Source organism: Nostoc sp. DSM 114161 (assembly GCF_052692665.1).
Window position 1 is genome coordinate 2,589,836 of the sequence record NZ_CP195141.1, and the last position, 15,021, is coordinate 2,604,856.

Annotated in this window: 12 protein-coding genes; 4 read left to right on the forward strand and 8 right to left on the reverse strand. The window is 43.9% G+C overall.

Annotated elements, in window-relative coordinates:
• Window positions 1-24 precede the first annotated feature (24 nt).
• Entirely contained in the window at window positions 25-936 is a 912-nt protein-coding gene (locus NSTC745_RS11260) for a pantothenate kinase (protein WP_445638579.1), read from the forward strand.
• 148 nt (window positions 937-1,084) lie between these two features.
• Here the strand turns inward: NSTC745_RS11260 and NSTC745_RS11265 are convergent, their stop codons facing one another.
• The 8 genes from NSTC745_RS11265 to trmD form a co-directional block, all read right to left on the reverse strand.
• Window positions 1,085-1,909: an alpha/beta fold hydrolase gene (locus tag NSTC745_RS11265; protein WP_445637209.1), complete on the reverse strand. Its 825-nt coding sequence runs from the start codon at window positions 1,907-1,909 to the stop codon at window positions 1,085-1,087.
• 119 nt (window positions 1,910-2,028) lie between these two features.
• Window positions 2,029-2,523 (reverse strand): NUDIX hydrolase, encoded by a 495-nt coding sequence (locus tag NSTC745_RS11270; protein WP_445637210.1) that lies wholly within the window; start codon window positions 2,521-2,523, stop codon window positions 2,029-2,031.
• Between the two features lie 1,355 nt (window positions 2,524-3,878).
• Complete coding sequence (argH, locus tag NSTC745_RS11275; RefSeq protein WP_445637211.1) at window positions 3,879-5,273, reverse strand: argininosuccinate lyase; 1,395 nt, start codon at window positions 5,271-5,273, stop codon at window positions 3,879-3,881.
• 145 nt (window positions 5,274-5,418) lie between these two features.
• Window positions 5,419-5,625: a hypothetical protein gene (locus NSTC745_RS11280; RefSeq protein WP_445637212.1), complete on the reverse strand. Its 207-nt coding sequence runs from the start codon at window positions 5,623-5,625 to the stop codon at window positions 5,419-5,421.
• A gap of 108 nt (window positions 5,626-5,733) precedes the next feature.
• The gene (gene larB, locus NSTC745_RS11285; protein ID WP_445637213.1) at window positions 5,734-6,522 is read right to left on the reverse strand and encodes a nickel pincer cofactor biosynthesis protein LarB; all 789 of its coding nucleotides are present in this window, start codon (window positions 6,520-6,522) and stop codon (window positions 5,734-5,736) included.
• 169 nt (window positions 6,523-6,691) lie between these two features.
• The gene (locus tag NSTC745_RS11290; protein ID WP_445637214.1) at window positions 6,692-8,485 is read right to left on the reverse strand and encodes an ABC transporter substrate-binding protein; all 1,794 of its coding nucleotides are present in this window, start codon (window positions 8,483-8,485) and stop codon (window positions 6,692-6,694) included.
• A gap of 238 nt (window positions 8,486-8,723) precedes the next feature.
• Entirely contained in the window at window positions 8,724-9,203 is a 480-nt protein-coding gene (ispF, locus tag NSTC745_RS11295) for a 2-C-methyl-D-erythritol 2,4-cyclodiphosphate synthase (RefSeq protein ID WP_445637215.1), read from the reverse strand.
• Window positions 9,204-9,315: 112 nt separating this feature from the next.
• A complete protein-coding gene (gene trmD, locus NSTC745_RS11300; RefSeq protein ID WP_445637216.1) occupies window positions 9,316-10,050 on the reverse strand; it encodes a tRNA (guanosine(37)-N1)-methyltransferase TrmD in 735 nt (244 codons plus the stop codon).
• 663 nt (window positions 10,051-10,713) lie between these two features.
• On the opposite strand from trmD, the gene NSTC745_RS11305 reads away from it, so the two are divergent.
• From NSTC745_RS11305 to cphA, 3 genes are all read left to right on the forward strand, one after another.
• A complete protein-coding gene (locus NSTC745_RS11305) occupies window positions 10,714-10,902 on the forward strand; it encodes a hypothetical protein (protein ID WP_445637217.1) in 189 nt (62 codons plus the stop codon).
• Window positions 10,903-10,945: 43 nt separating this feature from the next.
• A complete protein-coding gene (locus tag NSTC745_RS11310) occupies window positions 10,946-11,812 on the forward strand; it encodes a cyanophycinase (RefSeq protein WP_445637218.1) in 867 nt (288 codons plus the stop codon).
• Window positions 11,813-12,264: 452 nt separating this feature from the next.
• Window positions 12,265-14,970: a cyanophycin synthetase gene (gene cphA / locus NSTC745_RS11315; protein WP_445638580.1), complete on the forward strand. Its 2,706-nt coding sequence runs from the start codon at window positions 12,265-12,267 to the stop codon at window positions 14,968-14,970.
• Window positions 14,971-15,021: the final 51 nt, after the last annotated feature.

Below are 15,021 nucleotides of genomic sequence, written 5' to 3' on the forward strand. Positions count from 1 at the left end.
ATTGATGTTAAAAAAAATCAAATGATGGAACCGCACAGGGATGGAGAACCCAGTACAGAAGGATTTGCCGAGTTGAAAAAACTGGCACGACACACAGACAATATTTGGCTAGCTTTAGAGATTGGCAATACTCGGTTGCACTGGGCGTTATTTAGGGGCGAAATTCTCGATTGCGCTTGGAATACTGACTATTTGCCTGAGTCTATCATCTGTCAGCTAGCTCAATCTCAAACATTAGATGATTTACTACTGGCAATTTCCCCAACCCAAAATACAACTGGGGAACAAGCAGAGGAACAAACGGGCGATTCATCCCCCCCATCTCCCCATCTCCCCACCTCCTCATCCCCCCCTCCCCTCCTCCTCGCCTCGGTAGTTCCCAGTCAAACTGCCATTTGGGAAAGTTATCCCAACGTTCGGGTTATTACTTTAAATGAAGTTCCTCTCAAAGGAGTGTATCCCACATTAGGAGTCGATCGTGCTTTAGCTTTGTGGGGTGCGGGAAAAACTTGGGGTTTTCCAATGTTAGCGATCGATGCAGGGACAACGCTAACTTTTACGGCTGCGGATGCTAATCAGTGTTTGGTTGGAGGTGCAATTCTGCCGGGATTGGGCTTGCAATTTGCAACTCTCGGTCAACAAACAGGACAATTACCATTAGTAGAAATCCGAGATTTTGCATTACCATCACGTTTTGCGCTGAATACAACAGAGGCAATTCAAAGCGGCGTGATTTACACTTTTCTAGTTGGAATTAAAGATTTTATTCAGGCGTGGTGGAATTTATTTCCTGAAGGAAAGATTGCAGTTAAAGGTGGCGATCGCACTTTAATAATCAACTATCTGCAAGCTTTATATCCCGATATTGCAACACATTTAATTGTCGAACCAAATTTAATTTTTTGGGGAATGCGAGAAATAGTAAAATTGCTCTAAGCGAGACCTAGTAAGCGATAGCATCCTTCCTGGATGTTTTTGATTGCTAACAGATGTTGGGTTTTGTTCGTTGACTGCTGACGGTTAACTGTCAACAGTTAACAGCCAACACGAAATGCAACCGCAGTTAAGACGAATAAAAAGTAAGTTAAAATAATCCCCAATTTTCTTTAATAAACTCCCGAATATCCATTGCTATATCCCCAGCACAAGATTGTGGTAAGTCATTTCCGGCATGGGCAATCATTTTCAACTCAACTTTTGGAATTAGTTGGGCATAAACTTGAGTTTTGGCTAAAGCATCTGGTGTATCTTGGCCGCCTTGTAAAATCAAAACTGGGGCTTCAATTGTGTAAAGGCGTTTTTGTAGTGATTCCGCCTCAATTTCTGCTTGTCGGCGTTTGAAAAGTAACTGACAAGCTATGGGGTAACGCAACAAATCCTGACGTAATTGCAAATCCTGTGTAATTTTTTCATGCCAACCCAGGATTTTAGTAAAGGGAGTTAGCGATCGCAACAATTTAACCACCAAAGGTGAATAATTCAATAATCGCCGCATCTTCCGAAAATACTCTTCTTGCCCTGCTATCTCTACGCCCTCAGGTGCTAACAGTACCATACCATCAACATTCTCTGGATACTTTAGGGCATAACTAGCTGCAATCCAACCCCCAAGAGAATGCCCCACTAAATAAACTTTTTCTAGCTTCACAGCTTGCAAGAACTCAGCTAAACACTCGACTTGTAAATCAATCGAATGATGAATATTAGGATTCTCCGACTCACCAAAGCCCAACAAATCAGGTGCAAAGCAATGGAAGTTCTCTGCAAGGGACTCCATCACAGATAACCATTCACTGCTATCATTCCAAGCACCATGTAAAAAAATTACAGGAATTTCTGCACCGACTTCACGCCAAAATAATAACCCTTGAGAAAGCTTTCTCCGCGAGTTACGGAAAAGTGTATCCATTTTAATTTAGTAGTGAACCTTTAGCACCATAATAAATAGTCATCGGTCATTGGTCATTAGTTATTTGCAAATGACTAATGACTAATGACCAATGACAAATAACTAATAACAAAATATTATTATGCCAAGGTTGTCAAGCCATTCAAATAATCTTGCAACTGTTGAGTATGGTCGTGAGACATTTGTCCTGGAGGTAGCAAATTTCGAGGAAAAGCTTGGATTTCCATAACTTCCAAAGCATCTTTAACTTCCATTGTCCCACTTACTTCGGCTTCAACCACAACACAAATTGAATGAATTCTGGGATCGCGCTCTGGTGAGGAATAAACTCCTACTAAACGGTTAATTTTCACCAGTTCTAATCCAGTTTCCTCCATCAATTCCCGGCGGACTGTGTTGGGAATATCTTCTCCCCAATCCACTATACCTCCAGGCAATGACCAAAGACCATTGTCGCGTCGGCGAATCAGTACGATCCGACCGTCGGGTAAAATTGGGATGATACTAGTGCCAGTAATGGGATGACGAAATATAATACCCAATACTGTTTGTCCAATACGCCATAAGCTACGTGTGGACTCGACAGCTGACGGAAAAAAAGCGATAACGTTCAATCTTCAAAATTTATGTGTTGTATTCTATATTTCTCTACCACTTACATTGGCCTCAACTCATAAAATTTGGTGGAGTTTTGTTTTATACAAAAATGTTTGTGGTTTGAGATTTTATTCTAACGATTTACGTAGAACACTCTCAATTCTAACATCAAGTTTCTTCAGAAGCACTGTATTTATATATACATAATATTTTACCTTTATTCTCTGTTAGAAAGTTTTCAATACTAGAAGCTAGCGCTCACACTTTGCCCTTTGTCCATTGCAAATAACTAATGACCAATTAAGAATGGACAATGACTAATAACTATAAGGCAGGAGGTTTACGCTGAGCTTAGCCCAAGTGCAAGAGGCAGTTGCGATCGGGGTTTGAAATTTTTCTATTTTACATTTAATTATGTCTACCTGCTTAGAAGAAATATATTTGATTTGTGAAATTATTTAAGTAATGTGCGAAGCGCGATCGCCGGAAATTGGAAGTAGCGAATAGGGATGGGGCTGAGAAATCTTTACAAATTCTTGTCAAAAATTAAATCATATTCCCATAAGACAAATCATTAAGAACTGCTATATTACTCAACTAAGCTTAATTCAAGTTTTCGTTGAATAAATAATATTAGTTCTTCGATCGCTACAAGAACTAATTAGCTAATTTATACAGAAGATTGCAAAAAAGTGAGGTACAGATAATCGTCGGGAAATGTTCCCAATACCCGTACTTCATTATTTACCTGAAATACGGTGTATAGCTGTATATATTTAAGATGATATTTAAATCTCAGAAACGATATTTTTATCTAGCTATAGTAAGATAATTTTAAATTTTGATTGACATAACAAGGTTGAATACGGTAGACTAGAACACTGTTTAAAGCGTATCGATTGGTCACTAGGCTAAAAGCATATCAAGAACATTGGTAGCTGATATTGCCTACGTCATGCCTAGTTGCGATTTTTTTGTTGTTTATTCATGAGGTGAACATGGCTAAGCGCCGTAACCCGAAAAAAGAAAAGGCGCTACGGAACCAGGCATATGCCCGGAAGTTTCGTAAACGGACTACGACAGGAAGAATGCAGAGAAGGTTCCAACAAAGACCACCGAAGAGTGAGGAAGATGAGGGCGCAGCAGCAATTGACGCTGAGTAAGTTGCCTGTTAATATACTTACTTTTTAAGTCTTTTAGAATTTGAGGGCGTACACTTGTACGTCCTCAATTATTTTGGAGAATGGGGTATTGAAGGTGTGGGAGGTGTGGGAGGTGTGGGAGGATGGGCAAGAAATCTTTCCCCCCACACTCCCCACACTTCCGTATCTCCCCATCTCCCCTGCCCCCCTGCCTCCTCAGCCCCTACTCCCTACTCCCTCTGTTCGCCAATTTGAGCGCGGGCAGCTATGAGTGCTTCGCGTACTTGGGCAAAGCCGGTACCGCCGTAACTGTTGCGGGCAGCGACGACTTGGCGCGGGGATATGGCTTCATAAATATCTGGAGCAAATGCTGGATGTAGTTGTTGCCACTCGTCTAGTGTCAAATCTTTTAGGAGTTTACCTGCGGCAATACTGGTTTTTACGACTTTACCCACGAGATTGTAAGCTTCTCGGAAAGGGACGCCTCGTGCTGCTAGATAATCTGCGACATCGGTAGCATTGGAAAAGTCTTCTGTGACTGCTTCGGCTAAACGCTGGGTACGGAATTCTAACCCTTCCGCCAACAAAATTGTCATTGCTTCCAGTGAGGCTTTGACTGTGTTGACGCTATCAAATAAACCTTCTTTATCTTCTTGCAAGTCTTTGTTATATGCCAGGGGTAACCCTTTCATAATCACTAACATCGCTTGGAGATGGCCAAATACACGCCCTGTTTTTCCCCGTACTAATTCTGGAACATCGGGGTTTTTCTTTTGGGGCATGATACTGGAACCGGTTGCACAGCTATCTTTGAGGGTGACAAACCGAAATTCTTCAGATGACCAGAGAATGACTTCTTCTGCAAGCCGACTGAGGTGAACCATAATTAAGCTAGCAGCACACAAGAATTCGATCGCAAAATCGCGATCGCTCACTCCATCGAGGCTATTAGCATAAATGTTGTCAAAATTCAATAGTTTGGCTGTGTAATGGCGATCGATGGGGAATGTAGTCCCAGCTAAAGCACCACACCCCAAAGGTGAAATATTCACGCGGCGAGAAACATCACTTAGGCGTTCCCAGTCGCGTTGTGCCATTTGAAAGTAGGCCAAAAGATGATGAGCTAAACTCAGAGGTTGGGCGCGTTGCAGGTGGGTATAGCCAGGAATTAAAGTTTCAACGTTTTTTTCGGCTATATTTAGCAGAATACTTTGAAATTCGCGCAATTGGTTTTTAATTTGGTCGATTTGGTCGCGGAGATACAGTCTAGTATCAGTGCCAACTTGGTCATTACGCGATCGCGCTGTATGCAGCTTTTTACCCACATCGCCGACAATTTCCGTCAATCGTCGTTCAACTGCAAAATGCACATCTTCAGCATCGACACCAGGCTGAAATTTTCCCTGGCGGTACTCTTGGCGAACTTGTTCTAAACCTGCAATTAATTGCTCACCTTCTTCTTGGGAAATGATGCCCGTGTGAGCCAGCATTTTTGCATGAGCTTGAGAACCAGTCAAGTCATATTCTATTAATTCAATATCAAAATTTATACTGGCATTAAAACGAGCGATCGCTGGATGTAATGCTGATTCAAACCGCTGACTCCAAGTTTGTTCTTTAGTCATAGATACGAGGGGAATGGGGAATGGGGAGTGGTGAGTGGAGAGACAAGGGGACAAGGCAGAGGAGCGAGACAAGGCAGCAAGCTTTCTCCCTTGTCTACCTTGCCCCTTTCCTGACCCATTCCCTACTCCCTACTCCCCACTAGATTTAACCGTAGCTAGTTAGATTCCGAATGATATAGCCAATGACTAAACCAATCAACAATGCCCACACTTGCCCTGTTTGTATAAAATGGTTCCAAGATTTTTGAATCTGACCCATGAGGTCTGGGTCAGTAACTGTTTGTGCTAAAGCTGTCCAATTTACAGGCAAATGCCAAAGAAACTCAGATATAAAATCGCTGTAGTGGCTCATGTTCAGTGATTATTATAGATTGGAGATGCCAAATTTCAGTATCAGTTGATTTATAAAATAAATTACTGAAAAATACTGAGACCTTGGTTATGACTTTAATGTCTTAACTCAAGATTCAGGCGATGCCAACCGCAATTTCTCGGCTGTTCGCAAAATTTGTCCTGCCAAAACTGCTGCACCAAAACCGTTATCGATATTCACTACACCAACTCCCGCTGCACAAGAGTTGAGCATTGTCAACAGGGGTGCGAGACCGCTAAAACTTGCGCCATAACCGATGCTAGTGGGTACAGCAATCACAGGACAATTTGCTAAACCCGCAACGACGCTGGGTAAAGCGCCTTCCATCCCCGCGACGACAATCAACACCGATGCCGAATCGATGACGTGACGATTATTTAGTAAGCGGTGAATCCCAGCAACGCCGACATCCCAGAGGCGCTTTACTTGAAAACCAGAAAGTTCTGCGGTGATTGCGGCTTCTTCAGCAACGGGTAAATCAGCGGTACCAGCGGAAAGAATACCGATTTCGCCTGGAAATTGTGGTTCGATGCTAGGAGGAGCGATCGCACAAATTCGCGCCATTTCGTAATATCGCAAATCTCTAACTTTTGCTTGCAGTGCGCTATAAACTGCACTTTCGATGCGAGTTGCCATTACCACCGGGTTCCGGAGGCGCATCACCTCAATAATTTGAGCAATTTGATCGGGTGTTTTCCCAGGGCCCCAAATTACCTCTGGGAAACCAGTTCTTAACTGGCGATGGTGGTCAATTTTGGCAAACTCACCCACACTTTCATAGGTTAAGTCTTTGAGAGAGTCTAAGGCTATATCTGGGGAAACTTTACCATTGGCAACTGCTTCTAAAAGCGATCGCAAATTTTTTTCATTTGTCATTAGTTATTTGTCCTTTGTCATTAGTCCTTTGTCATTAGTCATTTGTCATTAGTCCTTTGTTGTTTGTCATTTGTCGTTTGTCTTTTGCTCTTTGTCCGAAACTAATAACCAATGACTAATGACTAATAACCAATGACCAATGACCAATGACCAATGACTAATGACTAAATCAATCAACTACTTTAAGTTCGTAGAGGTTCCAGAATGGGCCGCCAAGAGCAGTATACTGAATACCTTGGAAGCGATCGCGCACTGCTTGTAAATTTAACCCTTCCACTAAATGAATAAATGGCAACTGTTCTGAGGCGATGCGCTGATATTCATAATAAATTTCTTTGCGCTTGTTTTCATCTAATACCTGTGCGCCTTTAATATAAAGGCTATCAATTTGTTTTTCCCAATCAGAAACTTCCCAACCAATTAGCGGTGGATCTCCTGGTTGTGCGCCTTGATTAAATGCGTGAGACGCACCATTGATTCTCCAAATATTACTAGCACTGTGGGGTTCAACACCACCTCCAGCAAATCCTCCAAGATAACAATCCCAATTTTGTGTAACTTTCAGTTTTTCTAAATAAGAATTGAAACTGAGGATTTGCAAATCAACCTGAATCCCAATTCTCGCCAAATCTCGTTGGATTTGAGCCGCCATATCTCCTCTGACTTTCCTTTCGGAATTCGTCAAGAGTGTAAATCTGACTCGGTTGCCATCAGCATCTAAGAGTTGATTTTGGGCATTATATTTAAACCCAGCATCTAACAGAAGTTTTTTGGATTTATCAGGAGCGTAATTATATACTTTTAATCCTTTTTCTGGAGGGAGAAAGTAGGGACTTTTCACATAGACAAATGAATTTTGCAGTTCGCCTAATCCCCGGTAGGCATTGATTTTCATTGTTTCGCGGTCTAGGGCATAAGCTATAGCCTGTCTAAATTCCTTTTGATTAAACCAGCGGGATTTGATGGGGTCTACCAAAGGCTTACCTTGAGTATTCTTAGCTTTATTGAGATTGAAAGAAATAAAAGTTGTACTTGTATTTGGGCCGCCGTTATAAATTTTGAACTTCGCTCGTTTTTCTTCTCGTTTGATTAAACTAAAACCTTCTGGAGGAATTTCTAAATCGTCTAATTGTCCGGAACGAAAACTAATTAACTGGTTTTCAGTGGATTCAATAATTTGCCAAACAATACGCTCAATGTATGGCTGAGAATTACCCTGAGCATCTTTGCGCCAGTAGTATGGATTGCGTCGAAATATAACTCGCTGGCTGGGAACATAACTTTCCATAACATAGGGACCGTTACCAACAATTTGTTTGGGATCTGTGCCTGTTCCCCACATAGAAATAAACTTAGGATTTCCATCAGATTCAGTTGTGCGAATCGCTTCCTGTAGAGCATGGGCTGGCATAATGGGGATGCCGCCTACATATCTGACAAAAGGAGCGAAGGGTTCCTGAATAGTGAATTCAACCCGGCGATCGTCGATTTTTGTTACCTTCGGTAAAGTGCCTTTTTCTCCAACTTTTAAGCTATCTTTTAGAGAAGTCGGGATTTTTGGATTGAGATAGATTTCGTTATAAGTAAACACAATATCATCAGCAGTCATTGGTTTACCATCTGACCACTTAAGTCCTTCTCGCAGGGTGATTACAACCCGTTGTGCATCTTTAGAAACTTCCCAAGATTCTGCCAAACCAGGTTCTAGGTTTGTAGTGATAGGATTTTCATTAATCAATGAGTCATATATAAACCCAAAAACGCTATATGCTGACTCATTTAAGGCATAGTTAAAAGTTGAAGGTTCGCTTAAAACTGCGCTAACAATTTGTGGAACTTGAGCAGCTGCGGTTTTAAAGTTACTAGGGTTGCAGGCGGTAAGTGTGAGTGCTGTTGCTGAACTCAGAAGTATTGGCAACCAAAAATGTTTAATGGACAGAAAGATTGTCTTTACAAAATTCATAATTTCAATACACGAATAACGGAATTTAACTGACTCAGAGTGTAACCAATCATCTTATTAATTTCAGTGGTAATTATGATTAAATAGCTTCACTGATGGAGCAAAGAAAAGTTATTTTTAATAAATACATAGAGTAAGTGCAAACGTAATTAGCCCTTGTCTTTGCGGGAGTAGGGAGTGGGTAAAGGAAATGTTTGTTTCATTGATAGCCGTTAGTGCGCCGTCTATGAAACTTCTCTCAAGTAACTAGTAAAACTACAGCATAAGCACAAATGCCTTCTTCTCGCCCTACCGGGCCTAATTTTTCATTGGTGGTGGCTTTGATGCCAATTTGATTTGGTTGTAATTCTAAAACCGTCGCTAATTTGTCGCGCATTTTGTGAATATGCGGTTTTAATTTGGGACGTTCTGCTACTACCACCGAGTCAATATTTCCTATCTGCCAGCCTTGCTCGCGAATTAGTTGATGTACTTGAGTTAATAGTATTAAACTATCTGCCCCCGCCCATTGGGGATCGCTGGGAGGAAAATAATGTCCGATATCCCCCAAAGATAATGCCCCAAGCATGGCATCCATAATGGCATGGGTGAGTACATCAGCGTCACTGTGACCCAACAAACCGAGTTCGTGGGGAATTTCGATTCCCCCTAAAATTAAAGCGCGATCGCTTACCAATCGGTGAATATCGTAGCCGTTACCAATACGAATTTTAGTCATTTGTTAATTAGTCATTAGTCACTAGTCACTTGTACTGAGCGGAGCCGTTGGCGCAGCCTCTCGTAGAGAAGTATTAGTCATTGGGTATGGGGCATAGGGCATGGGGGATTGGTTATTCTTTCTCCCCTTGTCCCCCTGTCCCCTTGTCCCCTTGTCCCCCTGTCCCCTTGTCCCATTTTTCCAGGAGATCGGGACGGCGATCGCGTGTTTTTTGAATTTGTTGTTCGTAACGCCAGCGGGCGATGGCAGCGTGATTACCAGACAGCAATACCTCCGGGACTTTCAAGCCGCGAAAATTCGCTGGGCGAGTGTATTGGGGATAGTCTAATAAGCCCTCTTCAAAACTTTCTGCTGTCAACGACTGCGTTTTGGCTACGGTTCCTGGTAAAAGGCGGACTACGCCATTAATTAAAGCCATTGCTGGAATTTCACCTCCAGTCAGAATAAAATCTCCTAAAGATACCTCACGAGTCACCAAATGCAGCACCCTCTCATCTACTCCTTCGTAATGCCCGCAAATCACTACTAATTGGTCATAATTTGTTGCTAATTCTCGCAACAAAGGCTGATTAATTGTTTGACCCTGCGGACTCATCAAAATAACTTCTCTTCTAGGTAGAATCGGCAGCGATTCCACAGCATTGAAGATTGGTTCTGGCTTCATTAGCATCCCTACGCCGCCACCATAGGGTTCATCATCGACCTTACGGTGCTTGTCAGTTGTAAAGTCCCGTGGATTAATCAGATGCACTTGGGCAATCTGTTTAGCTAAGGCTTTACCCAGCAGCCCAGAACTGAGAACAGAGTGAAAACAGTCAGGAAAAAGTGTAACTATATCAAAACGCACAGTAATTCGTATTCAAGGACACTAATCTAAATAATGAATGTCTAGCAAACACAAGAAGCCAATGGTGGGTCAAACTACAGTTAAACTTTATCAATAGTATCTAAAAGTACCAGGACTCTTGGATTTTAGATGGGATCTAAAGTTTTTCTAATTACTTAATTTATGTTTAAATGTTGTCACAACTACATTTAAATTAATAATCATATCAAGTTAACAACTTTCAGGATGCATCGAGCCAGCCTCAGAAAAAAGCGCGATCTAACCCGTTCATCCCCGATCTCAATGGGGAAAACTGACACTTTGATGCCAGTTTATTCTCTTAGGGGAGACACAAGGCAAACAAATCGGCACAACCGAGGCCACTTGTTAACCTTTGCCAATCTTAAGGGCGAACAAGTTTGCGAAAGTTCAAGGACGCAATGTCTCTCCAGCGCACTGGTTCCTAAATGGGGGTAAACTTCACCAAAAAAGTGTCCTCCCTAGCTTACTAAGTAAGGACTATTTTGCCAGTCTGGAGTGGACAGGTGAAAAACAAGGCGCTAGCAGCAGCGGAAGGACAACAAACACGTTTAAACTGAGGTCTCGTGTGCGTAAAACAAGAATTTGGAACTTTGGCCCCGGAGAATCCAAACTTCACAAAAGTGTCCTCTCAGAAGTTGCAAAGTGCAAAAACATCGGACTCCCGATCTTGTTAAATTCACACGCCATTCGCCACAAGCCGACGGCACTTGCTTCAAGTCGGGGATTGCCCGCAAGGGCAAAGTGCCTGGGAAACCCTTTCGGCAGTCGCTCCTACGTGGAAACCAAAAAGACCGCACTGCCGACGCTCCTGCGTCGCTAACGCTACGCTAAGACCAAGGCGATGGTTCCTGAAGTTGTTGACAGGAGAAACACAATGCCGGAATTAAAAGCTAAATCGCTGGAAATGAGGACACCCCAAGCAACTAAAACCGCCGTTCTAGTTATCGGAGGCGCAGAAGACAAAGTTCATGGGCGCGACATCCTAAGAACTTTTTTTGGACGTGCTGGTGCTAGTAAAGGCTATATTACAATTATTCCATCTGCCTCTCGCGAACCCGCTATCATCGGTGGTCGGTATATTCGGATTTTTGAAGAAATGGGTGCCCAGAAGGTAGAAATTTTAGACATCCGCGAACGAGAACAGTGTGAAGCCTCTCAAATCAAAGAATCCTTAGAAGCCTGTAGTGGGGTATTTTTGACCGGAGGGGATCAACTGCGACTCTGTGGCGTATTGGCAGATACGCCAGCGATGGAAATTATCCGGCAGCGGGTGAGGTCAGGGCAACTTACCTTAGCAGGCACCAGTGCCGGAGCGGCAGTGATGGGGCATCATATGATTGCTGGCGGCGGTAGTGGAGAGTCGCCAAATCGTTCTTTAGTGGATATGGCAACGGGTTTAGGATTTATTCCTGAAGTGATCGTTGACCAACACTTTCATAACCGCAATCGGATGGGGCGGCTGATTAGCGCGATCGCAGCTCATCCCGATCGCTTGGGTATTGGCATTGACGAAGATACTTGTGCTGTGTTTGAACGTGATGGCTGGCTGCAAGTTATGGGTAAAGGCAGTGTCACCATTGTCGATCCCACCGAGCTGACCCACACAAACGAACCTCATGTCGGCGCTAACGAACCCCTAACGGTGCATAATCTACGTCTGCATATCCTCAGCTATGGCGATCGCTTCCACCTGTACCAGCGCACCGTATTGCCTGCTGTACAACACCGCATCTCCAGCTGACGGTATAAAGTACCTGAGGTTACACTGAGTTGACCAGAAATTTTAGATTTGGGATTGGGGATTTTAGATTAAAACAGCTTTTTGGCTGATGCTGGACTACCGTCTTGCTAGGCTAACGCTACAAAGTCGGGGAAATCAATCTCAAAAATGCTCATTTTCTAGCGTATCGTTATCCCGACTCGCCTTAGCTAAGCTATTGTAAATCTAATGATTCAGACAGTTAAGTAACCTTGCGATCTCTTTCAATCCAAAAGACGCTCACAGGTACAGCTTAGCTCCGCTATCGCCAATCTAAAATCCTGTTAGAGGTTGACCGCTGATTTATTTCTTGTTGTAGAAAAATTGATGAGAATACCATGTAAAAAGAAAAAACTGTTTGCAGTGAACAGTTTAGCGGTCAATTCCAGTAAGAAACTAGAATTTTGGTTCCGAATCTCCATCTACCTATTCCCATGAGAATCCTCAAGATCCAGACCTTACGCGGCCCAAACTACTGGAGCATTCGACGCCACAAGCTGATCGTCATGCGCCTCGATTTAGAAAACCTTGCCGAGACGCCCTCGAATGAAATCCCTGGCTTTTACGAAGGATTAGTTGAGGCGCTGCCAAGTCTGGAGGGTCACTATTGTTCTCCTGGCTGTCGTGGTGGTTTTCTGATGCGAGTGAGAGAAGGCACGATGATGGGCCACATCGTGGAACATGTAGCACTAGAACTCCAAGAATTAGCTGGAATGCATGTCGGCTTTGGTCGCACTCGTGAAACTGCTACACGCGGAATTTACCAAGTAGTGATTGAGTACTTGAATGAGGAAGCAGGGCGTTACGCCGGACGAGCTGCGGTGCGGTTATGCCAGAGTATTATCGATCGCGGCCGCTACCCCAAAGCAGAACTGGAACAAGATATCCAAGACCTGAAAGACTTTAGCCGCGATGCTTCCTTGGGGCCTTCTACGGAGGCGATCGTCAAAGAAGCTGAAAAAAGAGGTATTCCTTGGATGCCTCTAGAAGCCCGCTTTTTGATCCAACTAGGCTACGGGGTCAACCAAAAGCGAATGCAGGCGACAATGACCGACAACACCAGCATTTTGGGCGTAGAACTAGCTTGCGACAAAGAAGCCACCAAACGCATCCTCGCAGCCGCTGGTGCCCCAGTGCCCAGAGGTACAACAATCAACTTCTTGGACGATTTGGAAGAAGCCATTGAATACGTAGGTGGCTATCCCATTGTGATTAAGCCCCTTGATGGCAATCACGGACGCGGTATCACCATTGATATTAGAACTTGGGAAGAAGCTGAAGCTGCCTATGAAGCTGCTAGACAAGTTTCTCGCTCAATTATTGTCGAAAGATATTATGTTGGGCGCGACCACAGGGTACTCGTAGTCAATGGCAAAGTTGTCGCAGTAGCCGAACGCGTCCCGGCTCACGTCATCGGTAATGGCAGATCCACCATCGCCGAATTAATTGAAGAAACAAACCAAGACCCAAATCGCGGTGAAGGGCACGATAACGTCCTCACCAAAATCGAACTAGACCGCACCAGCTACCAGCTGTTAGAAAGGCAAGGCTATACCCTAAATAATATTCTGCCCAAAGGTACTATTTGTTACTTAAGAGCTACAGCAAACTTAAGTACAGGTGGCATTGCCGTAGACCGCACCGACGAAATCCACCCAGAAAATATCTGGTTGGCACAAAGGGTAGTCAAAATTATCGGTTTGGACATCGCCGGCTTAGATATTGTCACCTCCGACATTAGCCGTCCCTTGCGAGAAGTCGATGGCGTAATTGTCGAAGTTAACGCCGCTCCCGGCTTTAGGATGCACGTTGCCCCTAGCGTTGGCATTCCTCGCAACGTCGCCGGCGCGGTAATGGATATGTTGTTTCCCAACGAACAATCTAGCCAAATTCCGATTCTCAGCGTCACGGGTACAAATGGCAAAACCACTACTACCCGACTCTTAGCACATATTTATAAACAGACTGGTAAGGTAGTAGGTTATACAACAACAGATGGAACATATATCGGTGATTATTTAGTAGAATCCGGCGATAACACAGGCCCCCAAAGTGCCCACCTCATCCTGCAAGACCCCACAGTGGAGGTAGCAGTACTGGAAACGGCTCGCGGTGGAATTCTTCGCTCTGGGCTGGGCTTTGAAGCAGCCAATGTCGGCGTAATATTAAATGTAGCTGCCGACCACTTAGGAATAGGCGATATAGATACTATTGACCAGTTAGCTAACCTCAAGAGCGTAGTCGCAGAAGCCGTATTTCCCGATGGCTATGCAGTACTCAACGCCGACGATCGCCGCGTGGCTGCTATGTCAGAAAAAACTAAAGCCAACATTGCTTACTTCACCATGAATCCCGACTCGGAATTGGTACGGAAGCACATCCAAAAGGGTGGAGTTGCAGCGGTATATGAAAATGGCTATCTGTCCATTGTCAAAGGCGATTGGACACACCGTATAGAAAGAGCAGAAAATATACCCTTAACAATGGGCGGACGTGCGCCGTTTATGATTGCCAACGCCTTAGCAGCAAGTTTGGCAGCATTCGTGCAAAACGTCACAATTGAGCAGATTCGTGCTGGTTTGAAGAGCTTCCGGGCTTCCGTGAGTCAAACGCCGGGACGGATGAATTTGTTTAATTTAGGTAATTATCATGCTTTGGTGGACTATGCCCACAACCCGGCTAGTTACGAAGCTGTGGGTGCTTTCGTGCGGAACTGGACGACAGGACAGCGCATAGGCGTAGTTGGCGGCCCTGGCGATCGCCGTGACGAAGACTTTGTGACCTTGGGCAAACTAGCAGCACAAATATTTGATTACATCATCGTCAAAGAAGACGATGACACTAGAGGCAGAGCGCGGGGATCGGCTGCTCAGTTGATTATTCAAGGCATTACCCAAGTTAAGCCTGATTGTCGCTACGAATCAATCTTAGATGAAACACAAGCGATTAACAAAGGCTTGGACATGGCACCGGATAACAGCCTGGTGGTGATTTTACCAGAAAGCGTTAGTCGGGCAATTAAATTAATTAGAGGCCGTGGTGTGGTTAAAGAAGAGACACACCAACAAAATACTGGTACAGCAATGGTTGATTCCCAAAATGGGATCGCACCTTCTTCTGTAGTAAATACATTGCTGTAGTCAAAAGTCAAGGGTTAAAAGTCAAGCAGCTAAAAGTTTTTGACCCTTGAC